Consider the following 15,943-nt stretch of genomic DNA (forward strand, 5'->3'; position numbering starts at 1 on the left):
GATAAAAACGCGACAAATGTAGTTAAAAAGCAGCTTTATATAATTTTTGCTACTTTATTTTTGATACTAACTATGTAGTTCAAATAGTATTCCTAATTTTTATAATGTCACTTTAAGAGCAGTCGAAATATTTAAGTTTCGACTGCTTTTAATTAAATACTTTTTTATTTTTGAGACTGTTTTAAGGCAGCTTTAATAAAATCTACAAATAAAGGATGTGGTTTTAAAACGGTACTCTTATATTCTGGATGGTATTGAACACCAACAAACCAAGGATGTGCAGGTACTTCTACAACTTCTACCAAACCTGTTTTAGGGTTGAAACCTGTTGCTTTCATTCCGGCAGCTTCAATTTGTTCTAAATAATCGTTGTTAAACTCAAAACGGTGTCTATGACGCTCGCTTATCATGTCAGATCCATAAGCTTTGTATATTTTAGAATCTTTTTTCAACTCACAATCCCAAGCACCTAAACGCATGGTTCCACCTTTTTCGGTAACATCTTTCTGACTTTCCATTAAATTAATAACAGGGTCTTTAGTGCTTTTGTTCATTTCTGTAGAACTTGCATTCTCTAAACCTAAAACGTTTCTTGCAAATTCAATAACCGCCATTTGCATTCCTAAACAAATTCCGAAGAAAGGAATATTATTTTCTCTTGCATATCTTACGGCTCTAATTTTACCTTCAATACCTCTATCACCAAAACCAGGAGCTACTAAAATACCATTTACACCTTTTAGTTTTTTCTCTGCATTTTTAGGCGTTAAACTTTCTGAATGTACCCAACGTACTTTTACTTTAGTTTCATGAGTAGAACCTGCATGAATAAAAGCTTCCGTAATAGATTTATAAGAATCTTGTAACTCAATATATTTACCAATTAAGGCAATTTCTACTTCGTGCTTTGGGTTTTTGTGTTTCTCTAAAAAGTTGTTCCAAACTTTTAATTCTGGTTCTCCTTTAGAAGAAAGCTTTAATTTATTTAAAACAACGGTATCTAAACCTTGCGCTAACATTAGGTTAGGAACATCATATATAGTCTCTGCATCTATAGACTGTATTACGTCTTCTTGCTTCACATTACAAAATAAAGCCAGTTTACGTTTAATGTCGTCAGAAATTTCATGCTCTGTTCTACACACTAAAATATCTGGACTCACACCACTTTGCATTAACATTTTTACAGAGTGTTGCGTAGGTTTTGTTTTTAATTCACCTGCAGCAGCTAAAAAAGGAACCAATGTTAAATGAATAACAATAGCATTATCTTCTCCTTTTTCCCAAAGCATTTGTCTAACAGACTCTACATATGGTAAAGATTCAATATCACCAACAGTTCCACCAATTTCTGTAATTACAATATCGTAATCTCCCGTTTCTCCTAAAATCTGGATTCTACGTTTAATTTCGTCTGTAATATGAGGGATCACTTGCACCGTTTTTCCTAGAAATTCTCCTTTACGCTCTTTATTAATTACAGATTGATAAATTTTACCTGTAGTTACGTTATTAGATTGACTTGTAGGAATGTTTAAAAAACGCTCATAATGACCTAGATCTAAATCTGTTTCTGCTCCATCATCTGTAACATAACATTCTCCATGCTCGTACGGATTTAAAGTTCCTGGGTCTATATTAATATAAGGGTCTAATTTTTGGATAGTTACAGAAAATCCTCTTTGCTGTAATAATTTTGCTAATGATGCAGCAATAATTCCTTTTCCAAGGGATGATGTTACGCCTCCTGTTACAAAAACATATTTAGTATTACTCATGGTATTCTTAGGTTTGCGCAAAAGTACTAACTCTAAAAATTCTGTCAAATAAAAAAGGTGAAAAGATTTACAAAACTTGTACTTTTGTCTCGTTAAAAAATATTTCATTTTTTTTTAAAATAGTGTTTGCCATAAATAAAAACAGTTGTATATTTGCCAACGCTTTAAAAGAGTAGAATTTAAAGCAGTAAAATAATAATAGAAGACATTTAAAAATACAGATAATGCCAAAAAGAACTTACCAACCGTCAAAGAGAAAGAGAAGAAATAAACATGGTTTCATGGAAAGAATGGCTTCTGCTAATGGTAGAAAGGTTTTAGCTCGTAGAAGAGCTAAAGGAAGAAAGAAAATTTCTGTTTCTACTGAAACTAGACATAAAAAATAAATGATTAACATTTGTTAATATATAAGGTGTTACTTTTTTAAGTAATGCCTTTTTTTATACCCAAGCACTAACTATTTTTGTAAAACTTAACAACACAACAACTTACAATGCCAAAAAGAAAAGACCTCAAATCAGTTTTAATTATTGGATCTGGACCAATTGTTATTGGACAAGCTTGTGAATTTGATTATTCTGGTTCACAATCTTTACGTTCTTTAAGAGAAGATGGAATAGAAACAGTTCTAATCAACTCAAATCCTGCAACAATTATGACAGACCCATCTATGGCTGATCATATTTATTTGTTGCCTTTAACAACCAAATCTATCATTCAAATTTTAAAAGAGCATCCACAAATTGATGCTGTTTTACCAACAATGGGTGGGCAAACCGCATTAAACCTTTGTATTGAAGCAGATGATAAAGGAATTTGGGAAGATTTTAATGTAAAATTAATCGGTGTAGACATTGATGCTATTAATATTACAGAAGACAGAGAGCAGTTTAGAGAGTTAATGTTAAAGATTGATGTGCCAATGGCGCCTCAAGCAACAGCTACTTCATTTTTAAAAGGTAAAGAAATTGCACAAGAATTTGGCTTTCCTTTAGTAATTCGTTCTTCTTACACCTTGGGTGGGGCAGGAGCTTCTATTGTTTACAAAGCCGAAGATTTTGACCAACTTTTAAGTTTTGGTTTAGAAGCATCACCAATACATGAGGTGATGATTGATAAAGCAATGATGGGCTGGAAAGAATACGAATTAGAATTATTACGTGATAAAAACGATAACGTTGTCATTATATGTTCTATCGAAAATATGGATCCTATGGGAATTCATACTGGAGATTCTATTACAGTAGCACCTGCTATGACACTTTCTGATAAAACGTATCAGAAAATGCGTGACATGTCTATTAAGATGATGCGTTCTATTGGAGATTTTGAAGGTGGTTGTAACGTACAGTTTGCAGTGTCGCCAGACGAAAAAGAAAATATTATTGCTATTGAAATTAATCCTCGTGTTTCTCGTTCATCCGCTTTAGCGTCTAAAGCAACAGGATATCCTATTGCAAAAGTTGCTACAAAATTAGCGATTGGGTATACATTAGATGAATTAGAAAACGGAATTACAAAATCTACATCTGCTTTATTTGAGCCAACTTTAGATTATGTAATTGTAAAAATACCACGTTGGAATTTTGATAAATTTGAAGGTTCAGACAGAACTTTAGGTTTACAAATGAAATCTGTTGGAGAAGTAATGGGGATTGGACGTTCGTTCCAAGAAGCATTGCACAAAGCAACACAGTCTTTAGAGATTAAAAGAAACGGTTTAGGTGCAGATGGTAAAGGGTACACAGACTACAATCAAATTATAGAAAAATTAACCAATGCAAGTTGGGATCGTGTGTTTGCAATTTACGATGCCATTGCTATGGGAATTCCTTTAACTCAGATTTACGATATCACAAAAATAGACATGTGGTATTTAAAACAATATGAAGAGTTATTTCAACTTCAAAAAGAAATTTCTACCTACAAAATTGATACTTTAGGCAGAGACTTATTATTAGAAGCGAAACAAAAAGGATACGGAGACAGACAAATAGCGCATATGTTGGGCTGTTTAGAAAGCGAAGTTTATACAAAAAGAGAAGAATTAAAAGTACAACGTGTTTTTAAATTAGTTGATACTTGTGCTGCAGAATTTAAAGCAAAGACTCCTTATTACTATTCAACTTTCGAAAACGAGATTGAAACTGCAGACGGAGAAATTATTATTGCAAACGAAAGTATTGTAACTGATAAAAAGAAAATCATCGTTTTAGGTTCTGGACCAAATAGAATTGGACAAGGAATTGAGTTCGATTACTGTTGTGTACATGGTGTTTTAGCAGCTGCAGAATGTGGTTATGAAACGATTATGATTAACTGTAATCCAGAAACAGTTTCTACAGATTTTGATACAGCTGATAAATTATATTTCGAACCTGTTTTTTGGGAACATATATACGACATCATTCGTCATGAAAAACCAGAAGGAGTTATTGTACAGTTAGGAGGGCAAACTGCATTAAAATTAGCTGAAAAGTTAACTAAATACGGAATTAAAATTATTGGTACTTCTTTTGAAGCTTTAGATTTAGCGGAAGATAGAGGTCTTTTCTCTGAATTGTTAAAAAACAATAGCATTCCTTATCCTGAGTTTGGTATCGCAGAAACTGCGGATGAAGCTTTGGCTTTAGCAGACGAATTAGATTTCCCTATTTTAGTAAGACCTTCTTATGTATTAGGAGGACAAGGAATGAAAATTGTTATCAATAAAGAAGAGCTTGTAAAACATGTTGTTGATTTATTAGGAAGAATGCCTGGTAATAAATTGCTATTAGATCATTACTTAGATGGAGCGATAGAGGCAGAAGCAGATGCAATTTGTGATGCAGATGGTAATGTGTACATTATTGGAATAATGGAACATATAGAGCCTTGTGGAATTCATTCCGGAGATTCTAATGCTACTTTACCTGTATTTAATTTAGGAGATTTAGTTTTACAACAAATTAAAGATCATACGCGTACTATTGCAACAGAATTAAAAACGGTAGGATTGATAAATGTTCAGTTTGCAGTTAAAAATGATATTGTTTATATTATTGAAGCAAACCCAAGAGCATCTAGAACAGTACCTTTTATTGCAAAAGCATACAAAGAACCGTATGTAAACTATGCAACTAAAGTAATGTTAGGTCATAATAAAGTAACAGATTTTAATTTTAATCCTCAATTAGAAGGGTATGCAATTAAGCAACCTGTATTTTCTTTTAACAAGTTCCCGAACGTTGATAAAAAACTAGGACCAGAAATGAAGTCTACTGGTGAAAGTATTTTATTTATTGATAGTTTAAGAGACGATCAGTTTTATGATTTATACGCAAGACGTAAAATGTATTTGAATAAGTAATATTCAAGTAAAACTTTATATTAAGCATCTAAAAATATTGATTTTCAGTATTTTTGGATGCTTTTTTTATGCTTATACTTTAAGGTTTTATATTTATTAATGATAAAAAAATATTTTCTTTTAATAAATGAATGAACATTTATTCATAACTTTGTATTCGGAAAATAATTCTAAGTATGGCGCGTAAAATTGATGAAGATAAAATAGCAAGAATTAAAGATGCAATTATGCATACCATTGTAGAACATGGTATTGAAGCAACTACAATTGCAATGATTGCTAAAAAGGCAAACGTAAGTGGTGGGTATTTGTATAGAACTTATACTGGTAAACAAGATTTAATAAATGAACTTTATCATGATAAGGTAGACTCTTTATATAAAGAGCTAGAATATTTATTAACCATAAACTCAAATACTATTAAACCACTTATAGAAGAGTTTATTAGAAATAGAGTAACTTACTTTTTAGATGAGCCAAATGCATCTAAGTTTTTTTATCAATTGCTACATAATGAAAACTTTTTTGCATCAGAAATCATTAAAGAAAAAAGTGCTGAGTTAATGAACAGCATAAAAAAAATTGGAGTGAAATCTGGAGAAATTTCGAAAGAAACAACGGTGTATCAATTGCATTATCACATTTTGGTTTATGCCGTGGATTATATCAATTTTACAAGAAAAAATATTTTTGGAGAACAAGAAGTTACTATAGATGATGTAGATAAACTAACTGACAATATTTTAAATATTTTAAAATAAGTGAATATCAATTTAAAAAATAAATCAATGAAATTGAATAGAATAGGAGTATTTTTCTCTGTTGTATTAGGTTTTATAACAACATTTACAAACGCCCAAGATATTACCTTAAGGCAAGCGTATGATTTAATGTTGTCTAAAAACGGAGATGCAAAAGCCTCTAGCTTTGAAGTAAAAGCGATGGAAGAAGAGCACAAAGCTACAAAAGGATTGCGTTTACCAACGATAGGTGTTTCTGGTACCTATATGCATTTAGATAAAGATATTTCGGCAGATTTAAATGAGCAAAGAAATATGGTGGGTGGTTTGTTAGGAATTACAGATCCTGCATCCGTTTTAGGAAGTTGGGATTTTACTCTGCAAGAAAAAAATATGGGGTTTGCTACTGCAGACATATCGATGCCAATTTATGCAGGTGGAAAAATTAATGCCGCTAACAAAGCTTCAGAAATAAAATTAGCATTGTCAGAAACCAAGCATAAAATTAAAGAAGATGTATTAACGATTCAGTTAATCAATTACTTTTTTAAGTTAAAATTAGCACAGGAAGCGGTGCAGTTAAGACAAGAAGTATATGATGTTATTTTGTTACATAACAACCAAGCAACTAAGTTTTTCGAAAATGGTATTATTCCAGAAGTAGAAACTTTAAACGCTAAAGTAGCTTTGTCTAATGCAAATAGAGAGTTGTTAGGCGCTAAAAAAGATGTCGATTTGGCTACTACGGCTGTTCAGAATTTAATAGGAGTAAATTCAATTTCTGGTTTCAGTAGTGAATTTAAGGAACCAACCATTGTAAAACCTTTGCAAGAATTTACCAATGATATGTTGACTGAAAATGAACAGTTAAAAATCATTGAAAAAAATCAAGAGTTAGCAAAAGTAGGTGTACAAGTAGAAAAGAGTGATTATTTTCCGAAAGTAGGAGTTTCGGGAAAATACATCCTTTGGAAAGATAATTTGCCATTAGTAGATACCAAATGGTTTGTTGGTGTTGGTGTAGAGTGGGAGTTGTTTAACGGTTTTCAAAGAGAGCATAAAATAAAAGCATCTAAATACAAAATTTCTCAAGTAGAAGAAATTGACAGACAAGCACGATTAAATTTAACTACGTACACAGAAAAATTGTATAATACCATGCAAAAGGAACTGGAGCAATACGAGAGTTTACATACTGATGAAGCATTGGCAAAAAGACTAAAGTTTATGAGAACACGTGCCTTTGAAGAAGGAACCGGAACTTCACTAGAAGTGATGGACGCAACTCTAAAGTTATCAGAAATTAAATTACATAAAATAAAAGCCTTATATGAGTACAATGTAGCTTACGGAGAGTTAATGGTACTTACAGGAAAAACAGCTTCTTTCTTAAATCAAAATTAATAATAAAATTAAAATGAGAAATCCAAAATTTATAAAATCATTAATAGGTGTTGTAATTATTTCAATTATAGTTCTTACAGGTGTGTGGTTTTTAACGAAACCTAAATCAGTTGTTTTACAAGGTAGAATAGAAGCAAAAGAAATTTATTTGTCGTCTAAAATACCTACACGTATCAATTCTTTTGAAGTAAAAGAAGGAGAAAGTGTAAAAAAAGGACAATTGATAGCAACGCTTTTAAGTCCAGAAATTATGGCAAAAGAGCAACAAGCGTTAGCTTTAAGAGATGCTGCTAATGCTCAAAAGAACAAAGCACAAAATGGAGCAAGGTCAGAAGAAATTAGAGCTGCAAAAAGTGTCTATGAAAAAGCAACAGCCGCAGCCAATGTAATGAATAAGACATACACTCGTATGGCAAACTTATTTGAGGATGGTGTAATTTCTGAACAAAAACGAGATGAAATATTTGCTAAAAAAGAAGTTGCCTTAAAAGACCAAGAAGCGGCATTAAGTATGTATCAAATGGCAAAAAAAGGTGCTAGAAATGAAGATATAGATGCTGCAACAGCAATGGTAAAACAAGCAGATGGCGCTTTAATTGAGTTAGAAGGTTACAAAAATGAGCGTAATATTATTGCACCTATAGATGCAGAAGTTCTTGATTTTTTACCAGAAGAAGGAGAGTTAATAGGAGCAGGTTACCCAGTGGCTCATTTGGTTGATCTAACAAATAGTTACGCTATCTTAAATATTAAAGAAACGAGTCTTTTCAATTTTAAAAAAGAAAGTGTTTTTGAAGCAACGATTCCCGCTTTAAACAATAAAAAAGTACAATTTAAAATTTATTATGTGGCTGCTTTAGGAGATTATGCTACTTGGAGTGCAACAAAAGCTACTGGAGATTTTGATATTAGAACTTTTGAAATTAAGGCGATGCCTGTTGAAAAAGAAGTAGAGTTAAGACCTGGAATGAGTATTTTAATTGATTATTCTCAATTTAATGATTAAAATGAAACCCTCTTTACGGATTGCAAAAAGAGAGATCGCACTGTTATTTAACAGTAAGTCGACTTTTGTTCTTGCAGTAATATTGCCTTTTGTGTCCATTTTGTTTTTCAATACGCTTTTAAGTGAAGGTGTTGCTAGAGATTTACCTGTTGCTGTGGTAGATTTAGATCATACTGCAACCTCAAGAAATATAATTACTCAGTTAGATGCTGCGCCAGATATTAAAATTGGTTTTTTTCCTATAAATCAGCAAAAAGGAGAAGAATTAATTAGCTTAGGAAAAGCGTATGGTGTCGTTACAATTCCTCAAAATTTTGAAGCCGATTTAAAAAGTGGAAAACAAGTAAACATCATCAACCAGTACAATAGTAATTTTTTATTGGCTGGTGGTTTAGAATACAAAGCATTTCGAAAAGTAATTGGAACAATTTCGGCTGGTGTAAACATAGAAAAGCAACGTAAAAAAGGAGTTTCAAAGCAACAAGCATTGGTGAATTATCAACCTATAAAAGCAAATAATCATGTATTGTCTAATCCGTATACAAATTACTCTTATTACTTAAATACCGGGTTTTTAACGATGTTTTTTCAATTATTTGTAATGCTAACCACTATTTATTGTTTTGGAGCAGATTTAAAATATAGCAAAGGAAATAAGTTATTGAGCATTACAAACGGAAGTTTATCTGCTATTATTTTAGGAAAAGTTTTACCTTATACTATTTGGTTTTTATTTGTAGGCATTATTACACTATTAAGTATGTACGTATGGCAAGATTTTCCTTTTTTTGGTAGTAAAACAACCGTTTTAGTTGGTTTACTTTTATTGATTTTAGCAAATCAATCATTTGCATTATTCTTTATTGCTATTAGTGGTAGTTTTAGAGAAGCCTTAACAATTGGTTCTGGTTTTGGTGCTGTAAGTCTTTCTTTTTCAGGAATTACATTTCCAATTTTTGGAATGCCAGAAATATTGCAATGGTTGAGTCAGGTTTTTCCGTTTACCCATTTCTTTGAATTATTATTAGATCAATCGCAACGAGGTTTTCCTGTATTTTACTCTTTAAAGGCAATCATTATCTTAGTTGTTCTGTGTATTGTGCCGATTTCAATAAGTTGGTTTAAGTTAAAAAGATTGTTTTTAAAAGGGAAGTTTAATCACAGCATTTAAAAATGAAAAAATTATATAAATTATTTTACAAAGGCATCATCTCATTTAAGAATACATTTCGTACCGAATGGAATTCAATTAAATCGGATAAAGCGGTGGCGAGTACTTTTTTATCTGTGACCCTTATTATTTTGGTGGTGTATACCTATATATATTCAAATCAAATAATTAAAGAAGTTCCGGTAGCAATTGTAAATCAAGATGGTACCAGAATGAGTCGAGATTACGTTGCTATGTTAGCGGCTACAGAAGGTACAAAAACAATAACGTCATTTGCCGATTTGGAAGCAGCTAAAGTAGCCTACTATTCAAGAGAAGTACAAGGAATTGTTATGATTCCAAAGAATTTTGAAAAGAATATTAGAAGTGGTAGACAAACTACCATTACTACTTTTTCTGACGCTGCAAATATGTTGTTTTACAAACGTGTTTTAGGAGATGTTACTGCGGTTAACGGATATTTTAGTGCCGGAATTTCAATAAAAAAAGAAATGGCTAAAGGAGTTTCTATGGATGCTGCTCAGAAAAATTATACGCCTATAAAAGCAATATCAACTAGTTTGTTTAATACAAATTCTGGGTATGCAACTTATTTAATTCCGATGTTAACAGCTTTAATTATTCAATTAGTACTGTTAATGGGAATTGGTCTTTTAAGTGGATCTCGACGAGAAAATGTTTCTACGCATAAAGAATTTCCAAGAATATTAAGTAAAGGAGGTGTAATCTCTGTTTTATTAGCAAAAGCGTGTTTATATACTTTAATTTATATCGTTATTATTCCTATTCAAGTTGGCGTTGTGTACACGCTATTTGGAATTCCGGTGCGTTCCTCATTATTATCAATTTACGTATTTATAATTCCGTATATATTTTCTGTGGTATTTTTAGGAATATCAATCAGTTCCTTTTTTAAAAGAAGAGAAGATTCTATTGTCTTTTTAGTATTGCTTTCTATTCCGTCTTTAATGTTAAGCGGCTTGTCTTTTCCTGTTGAAGGTTTTTCTAAGTTTTATAAATTTATTTCAGAAATAATTCCATCTACACCTGGTATGAATGGCTTTGTTAAATTAACACAAATGGAAGCTTCATTTTTAGATGTTTTAAAAGAATGGAATCATTTATGGTTGTTAACGGTAATTTATTTTGTTATTGCTGCTATTTCTTTAAAATTAAGAGCTAAAAAGGAAGTGATCTTAAAAAAAGGGTTAGAGGTAAATAGTTAATTATATAGATTATAAGAGTCGAAAACTATTTTAGTAATCAATTAGTTCTCAACTGTGCTCTAACTGGCAAAAATATATTTAGTAGCTACTTTAAAGTAATCAGTTAAGGTACATAAGAAGTAGGTTTTTATGTACTGATATATAAAAGCGATTATAAAATTTATACATCGATTTTTTTTGATTTGAATACCTTGAAAATCCTAAGCTTTTCTTAATCTTTCTCAAATTTCTATTATCTTCGTTTTTCTAAAAAAAGAAACAGAAAATGAGTAGAAATATAAAGGACTATTTAATTATTGGTTTAAAAGGAATGGGAATGGGTGCAGCAGATGTAGTGCCTGGAGTTTCTGGAGGTACAATTGCTTTTATTTCTGGTATTTATGAAGAACTATTAGGTTCTATTAGCAACGTAAATCTAGACTTATTTAAAACGTTAAAAAAAGACGGATTAAAAGCAGCTTGGACACAATTAAATGGTAATTTTTTAGCGTCATTATTTATAGGTATTTTTATAAGTATCATTTCTTTAGCAAAAGTTATTAAATATTTATTAGAAAATGAGCCTATTTTATTATGGTCGTTCTTTTTTGGTTTGGTATTGGCTAGTATCATTTACATCGCTAAGCAAATTACAAAATGGAATGCTATTTCTGTAATAGTCTTAGTTTTAGGTGCCTTTTTAGCGTATTATATTACGACTCTAAATCCTTTAGTTTCAGAAAATTCTTCTCCGTTATTTATATTTCTTGCAGGAGCAATTGCTATTTGTGCAATGATTTTACCTGGAATTTCGGGTTCTTTTATTTTAGTATTATTAGGTGCATATAAACCTGTTTTAGATGCTTTAAATAATAGAGACTTTAAAACGATTTTAGTTTTTATGGCTGGTGCAATTATTGGTCTATTAACATTTTCTAGAGTTTTAAAATGGTTGTTTAAACATTATAAGAATATAACTTTAGCAGCTTTAACTGGTTTTATAATTGGTTCTTTAAATAAAATTTGGCCTTGGAAAGAAACCTTAACATGGCGTACAAATTCTCATGGAGTAGAAGTGGCATTTAACGAACAAAGTGTAAGTCCTTTTTCTTTTAATGGAGATGCAGAGTTAACCATGGCAATTGTATTGGCGGTTGTTGGTTTTGTAATTATTCTAGGAATGGAAAAATTAGCCGTAGAGAAAAAATAAATGTTAATAGAAAGAACTTTTTTACAGAAATTAATCCTTTTCTTAAAAGGGTTGGCAATGGGTGCTGCAAATAAAGTTCCTGGTGTTTCTGGTGGAACGGTTTCTTTCGTTTTTGGCTTTTATGAAGAATTAATTTACTCGTTTAGAAAGGTAAACTTAAAAGCATTTAGGTTGCTGCTAAATGGTCGGTTTAAAAGTTTTTATGGCTACATAAATGGCTCGTTTCTGCTTTTAGTTATGGGCGGAAGTGTCTTTAGTTATTTCAGCATTTCTTTAGTTCTAGATTATTTTTTAGTGAACTTTGAACTGTATGTTTGGAGTTGGTTTTTTGGAATGATCATTGGCTCTATTTATTATATTGGTAAAGATTTTGGCGAATGGAATTTTAAAAATATACTATCTCTAATTATTGGTGCTTCTATAGGAATTGGAATTAGTTTTTTAACACCAGCTACAGAAAACGACAATCTTTGGTTTGTTTTTGTATGCGGAATTATTGGTGTTTCGGGGATGACGCTTCCAGGGCTTTCTGGGTCTTTTATCTTGATTTTGTTAGGGAATTATGTGTTATTATTGGTAGATTCTGTAAATGTATTATTCAATGTAATTACAAGTCTTTTATTGGGAGATTTTAAAGTTTTATCCGATCCTATAAAAGTACGTTATTTAAAAATAATTAGTGTTTTTACGGCAGGTTCTGCTTTTGGTTTGGTTTCTATTAGTCATGTTTTAGGATATGTTTTAAAACGGTGGAATCAAATTGTAAATGCAGTTATTATAGGTTTTATTACGGGATCATTAGGGATTGTTTGGCCTTGGAAAAAAGCAATGTATTTACAAGAACAAGGCAACTTTTTAATTGATCAAAAAGGAAATAAGATTGTTGAAAATTACGAACGTTTTGTTCCTGATTTTTCAAATTTAGAAACCTGGACAGCTGTGTTTTATATTGTGTTAGGTATTTTGTTAATTTTAGTAATAGATTTTTATGGGAGAAGGAAAAAATAAAGTTTTTGGATTATTAGGAAAAGATATTGAGTATTCTTTTTCTCGTGGGTATTTTACAGAAAAGTTTGAAAAATTAGATTTACAAAAATGTAAGTACGTTAATTTTGATATTCAAAAAATAGAAGATTTTACTGCTGTAATAAAAGAAGGAGGAGATAGTTTAGGCGGAATAAATGTTACCATTCCTTATAAGGAAGAAGTAATGAAATACTTAGATCAATTAGATGAAACAGCAAAAGCTATTGGAGCTGTAAATACTATTAAATTTACTAAAAGAGGAAATTTAAAAGGTTATAATTCTGATGTTGTTGGTTTTGAGAAATCAATATTTCCATTGATAAAAAAACATCATAAAAGAGCTTTAATTTTAGGAACAGGAGGCGCTTCTAAAGCAATTGCTTATGCCTTAAAAAAGAATGATATTAAATTTAAATTTGTTTCTAGAAAACCAGAAGGTAAAAAAGAAATTTCTTATCAAGATTTAACGGAAGAAATGATGGAGAAATATCAAGTTATTATCAATTCTTCTCCAGTTGGTACATCTCCTAATACAGAAAGATGTCCAGATATTCCGTATCAATTTATTACAGCGAATCATTTGTTGTACGATTTAATTTACAATCCGGAAGTAACTACTTTTTTAGCCAAAGGAAAAGCACAAGGAGCAACAATTAAAAACGGATATGAAATGTTGCAATTACAAGCAGAGGAATCTTGGAGAATTTGGAATACGTAATTAAAAGTGAATCAAATTACCGGAGTTTTTCTTTTGGTAGTAGGTTAGCGTAGCGCGTTAGGGATTGAATTGGAAATCCTTTTTATGAAGTATGAATAAAAAGATTGTAAAAGAAAGCCCGACCTGCAAGGGAACGCCCAAAAGTAAATTATCTATGTTATTTTATAGTTAGATAGTTTGTAGATTTAGTAAGTTGTCAGTATCTTTATAAGATATATAATAGTAGTATTATAGTAGACCTTAAACATTGTAGATATGTTAGAAAAAAATGAAGTAAACGTTGATAAGACGGAAAAGAAAGTAGAAGAAGTTTTAAATGAAACTAAAAAAGTTGAAGCTGTAGAAAATCTTGAAAAAACAGATGATACTGTTGATGCGGTTGATGAAATAGAGAAGTCTATTGCTAAGGATGCTGAAAAAAACAGTGACAAAGAAGAAGAATCTGATGTTGTAGATTACACAAAATTATCTTTAGAAGATTTAGTTTTAGAACTTAAAAAAACACTTTCTAACAATCCTGTTCAAAAAATAAAAACTCAAGTTGAAGGTATTAAAAGTGCTTTTAATCAGAAATTTGGTGCTCTTTTAGCTGAAAAGAAAGCAGCTTTTTTAGAAGAAGGAGGTAATTCTATCGATTTTCAATTTTCTAGCCCTATAAAAACGGATTATAATACGCTGTTGTCTGATTATAAAAAACAACGTGATGCACATTATAATGATTTAGATAAGCAACTTTCTTCTAATTTAGAAAAAAGACTTTCTGTTATTGAGCAATTAAAAGATTTAATTGAAAATGCAGATACTGCAACGATGTATAAGAGTTTTAGAGAATTGCAAGATTCTTGGAAAACTATTGGACCTGTTTCTAAGAACCATTATAATGATACATGGAAAACGTACCATCATCATGTAGAGCGTTTTTATGATTTATTACATTTAAGCAACGATTTTAGAGATTTAGATTTTAAACATAATTTAGAAGAAAAATTAAAAATTATAGAAAAAGCAAATGCATTGGCAGAAGTAGCTGATATTAATGTTGCTTTTAAAGAGTTACAAGATTTACATAAAATTTGGAAAGAAGATATTGGACCTGTTTCTCAGGAAATGAGAGAAGATGTTTGGGGGAAATTTAGTGAAGCTACTAAAAAAATTCACGATAGAAGGCATGATCACTTTAGAGAAATGCGTTCTAAACATCAAGAAATTATAGAGAAGAAATTGTTGGTGGTAGAAAAGCTAAATGCTTATGATACGGCTAATAATAAAACGCATAACGATTGGCAAAAAAGTATTAAAGATATAGAAGAGTTAAGGCAAGAGTATTTTAATGCTGGTAAACTTCCATATTCTAAAAGTGAAGAAGTTTGGCAAAAATTTAAAGCGGCTACAAAGAAATTTAATAGTGCTAAGAATGTTTTTTACAAACACGAAAAGAACGATCAGCAAGATAATTTAAAGAAGAAAATGGAGTTGATAGAACTTGCAGAATCTTTAAAAGAAAGTGATGATTGGGAATCTTCTACAAATACTTTAAAGAAGATACAGGCAGATTGGAAAAAAATTGGTCATGTTCCTCGTAAATTTTCTGATGATATTTGGAAGCGTTTTAAAGCGGCTTGTAACCATTATTTTGATAGGTACCACGATCAGAAAAACTCTTTAAATAAAGAGCAACAAGAGGTTGTAGATGCTAAAAAAGAATTTTTAGAAACGGTAAAAGAATTAAAAGATCCTACTAAAGAAGGTATTTTCGAAATTATAAGTAACTGGAGAAGTTTAGGTGCATTGCCAAGAAATGCAAGACATATAGATGGTAAATTTAACAAGTTAATAGATAGAGCCTTAAGTGGTTTAGATTTAGATAAGAACGAAGTTGCCATGTTAAAATTTACACATGTTGTAGATAGCCTTGCGGCAGATGACGATGTTAGAAAGTTAGATTCTGAGCAAATGTTTGTTAGAAAGAAAATTGATGAAGTTGTTAAAGAAATTCAGCAATTAGAAAACAATTTAGGTTTCTTTTCTAACGCTACAGATGATAATCCTTTAGTATTAAATGTAAAAAATAGAGTAAATGAGTTTAAGGCAGATTTGGCTATTTGGAAAGAAAAGTTAAGTTACATAAAGAACTTAGATTACTAATTTAATTATAAAGTATATTAAATTTAAAACTCGAAGCAATTTGCTTCGAGTTTTTTTGTGATTTTTAGTTTTTGACTTATATAATTATAAAAATTACATGTCTTTCTGAGCTCTTCGCATTTGCTGGGTAAAAGCTTTGTCGAATACCTTATTTTGGTTCCTGAATGTACTTCGACAAGCTCAGGAAGACA

The 15,943-nt window shown here is 30.8% G+C and carries 12 protein-coding genes; 11 read left to right on the forward strand and 1 reads right to left on the reverse strand.

Annotated elements, in window-relative coordinates:
* Window positions 1-164: 164 nt before the first annotated feature.
* Window positions 165-1,778: a CTP synthase gene (locus GQS57_RS01630; RefSeq protein ID WP_165730571.1), complete on the reverse strand. Its 1,614-nt coding sequence runs from the start codon at window positions 1,776-1,778 to the stop codon at window positions 165-167.
* 224 nt (window positions 1,779-2,002) lie between these two features.
* Here GQS57_RS01630 and rpmH point away from each other — a divergent pair, with 224 nt between their 5' ends.
* From rpmH to GQS57_RS01685, 11 genes are all read left to right on the forward strand, one after another.
* Entirely contained in the window at window positions 2,003-2,164 is a 162-nt protein-coding gene (gene rpmH, locus GQS57_RS01635) for a 50S ribosomal protein L34 (protein WP_036820926.1), read from the forward strand.
* A gap of 107 nt (window positions 2,165-2,271) precedes the next feature.
* Complete coding sequence (carB, locus tag GQS57_RS01640; RefSeq protein WP_165730573.1) at window positions 2,272-5,127, forward strand: carbamoyl-phosphate synthase large subunit; 2,856 nt, start codon at window positions 2,272-2,274, stop codon at window positions 5,125-5,127.
* A gap of 176 nt (window positions 5,128-5,303) precedes the next feature.
* On the forward strand, window positions 5,304-5,888 hold the full coding sequence (locus GQS57_RS01645; RefSeq protein WP_165730575.1) for a TetR/AcrR family transcriptional regulator: 585 nt from the start codon (window positions 5,304-5,306) through the stop codon (window positions 5,886-5,888).
* Between the two features lie 27 nt (window positions 5,889-5,915).
* Window positions 5,916-7,271 carry a TolC family protein gene (locus GQS57_RS01650; RefSeq protein ID WP_165730577.1) on the forward strand — a complete coding sequence of 452 codons (1,356 nt, stop codon included), beginning with the start codon at window positions 5,916-5,918 and terminating at the stop codon, window positions 7,269-7,271.
* Window positions 7,272-7,284: 13 nt separating this feature from the next.
* Window positions 7,285-8,277, forward strand: coding sequence for an HlyD family secretion protein (locus GQS57_RS01655; protein WP_165730579.1), 993 nt, complete (start codon window positions 7,285-7,287; stop codon window positions 8,275-8,277).
* A 1-nt stretch (window position 8,278) separates the two neighbouring features.
* Entirely contained in the window at window positions 8,279-9,448 is a 1,170-nt protein-coding gene (locus GQS57_RS01660) for an ABC transporter permease (protein WP_165730581.1), read from the forward strand.
* Between the two features lie 2 nt (window positions 9,449-9,450).
* A complete protein-coding gene (locus GQS57_RS01665; protein ID WP_165730583.1) occupies window positions 9,451-10,674 on the forward strand; it encodes an ABC transporter permease in 1,224 nt (407 codons plus the stop codon).
* 265 nt (window positions 10,675-10,939) lie between these two features.
* Window positions 10,940-11,863, forward strand: a complete 924-nt coding sequence (locus GQS57_RS01670; RefSeq protein WP_165730585.1) for a DUF368 domain-containing protein — start codon at window positions 10,940-10,942, stop codon at window positions 11,861-11,863.
* Window positions 11,864-12,871, forward strand: a complete 1,008-nt coding sequence (locus GQS57_RS01675) for a DUF368 domain-containing protein (RefSeq protein WP_165730587.1) — start codon at window positions 11,864-11,866, stop codon at window positions 12,869-12,871.
* Window positions 12,852-13,607, forward strand: a complete 756-nt coding sequence (locus tag GQS57_RS01680; protein ID WP_165730589.1) for a shikimate dehydrogenase — start codon at window positions 12,852-12,854, stop codon at window positions 13,605-13,607. The genes GQS57_RS01675 and GQS57_RS01680 overlap by 20 nt, the downstream gene beginning before the upstream one ends.
* A gap of 255 nt (window positions 13,608-13,862) precedes the next feature.
* Window positions 13,863-15,752: a DUF349 domain-containing protein gene (locus GQS57_RS01685; RefSeq protein WP_165730591.1), complete on the forward strand. Its 1,890-nt coding sequence runs from the start codon at window positions 13,863-13,865 to the stop codon at window positions 15,750-15,752.
* The last annotated feature ends 191 nt before the right edge of the window (window positions 15,753-15,943 follow it).

The organism is Polaribacter sp. 20A6, from assembly GCF_011378915.1.
Lineage (GTDB): Bacteria > Bacteroidota > Bacteroidia > Flavobacteriales > Flavobacteriaceae > Polaribacter > Polaribacter sejongensis.

What these genes read in the sequence shown, in the direction of transcription:
- GQS57_RS01630 (WP_165730571.1), bottom strand. Translation starts at nt 1,778, where the DNA reads ATGAGTAATACTAAATATGTTTTTGTAACAGGAGGCGTAACATCATCC.
- rpmH (WP_036820926.1), top strand. Translation starts at nt 2,003, where the DNA reads ATGCCAAAAAGAACTTACCAACCGTCAAAGAGAAAGAGAAGAAATAAA.
- carB (WP_165730573.1), top strand. Translation starts at nt 2,272, where the DNA reads ATGCCAAAAAGAAAAGACCTCAAATCAGTTTTAATTATTGGATCTGGA.
- GQS57_RS01645 (WP_165730575.1), top strand. Translation starts at nt 5,304, where the DNA reads ATGGCGCGTAAAATTGATGAAGATAAAATAGCAAGAATTAAAGATGCA.
- GQS57_RS01650 (WP_165730577.1), top strand. Translation starts at nt 5,916, where the DNA reads ATGAAATTGAATAGAATAGGAGTATTTTTCTCTGTTGTATTAGGTTTT.
- GQS57_RS01655 (WP_165730579.1), top strand. Translation starts at nt 7,285, where the DNA reads ATGAGAAATCCAAAATTTATAAAATCATTAATAGGTGTTGTAATTATT.
- GQS57_RS01660 (WP_165730581.1), top strand. Translation starts at nt 8,279, where the DNA reads ATGAAACCCTCTTTACGGATTGCAAAAAGAGAGATCGCACTGTTATTT.
- GQS57_RS01665 (WP_165730583.1), top strand. Translation starts at nt 9,451, where the DNA reads ATGAAAAAATTATATAAATTATTTTACAAAGGCATCATCTCATTTAAG.
- GQS57_RS01670 (WP_165730585.1), top strand. Translation starts at nt 10,940, where the DNA reads ATGAGTAGAAATATAAAGGACTATTTAATTATTGGTTTAAAAGGAATG.
- GQS57_RS01675 (WP_165730587.1), top strand. Translation starts at nt 11,864, where the DNA reads ATGTTAATAGAAAGAACTTTTTTACAGAAATTAATCCTTTTCTTAAAA.
- GQS57_RS01680 (WP_165730589.1), top strand. Translation starts at nt 12,852, where the DNA reads ATGGGAGAAGGAAAAAATAAAGTTTTTGGATTATTAGGAAAAGATATT.
- GQS57_RS01685 (WP_165730591.1), top strand. Translation starts at nt 13,863, where the DNA reads ATGTTAGAAAAAAATGAAGTAAACGTTGATAAGACGGAAAAGAAAGTA.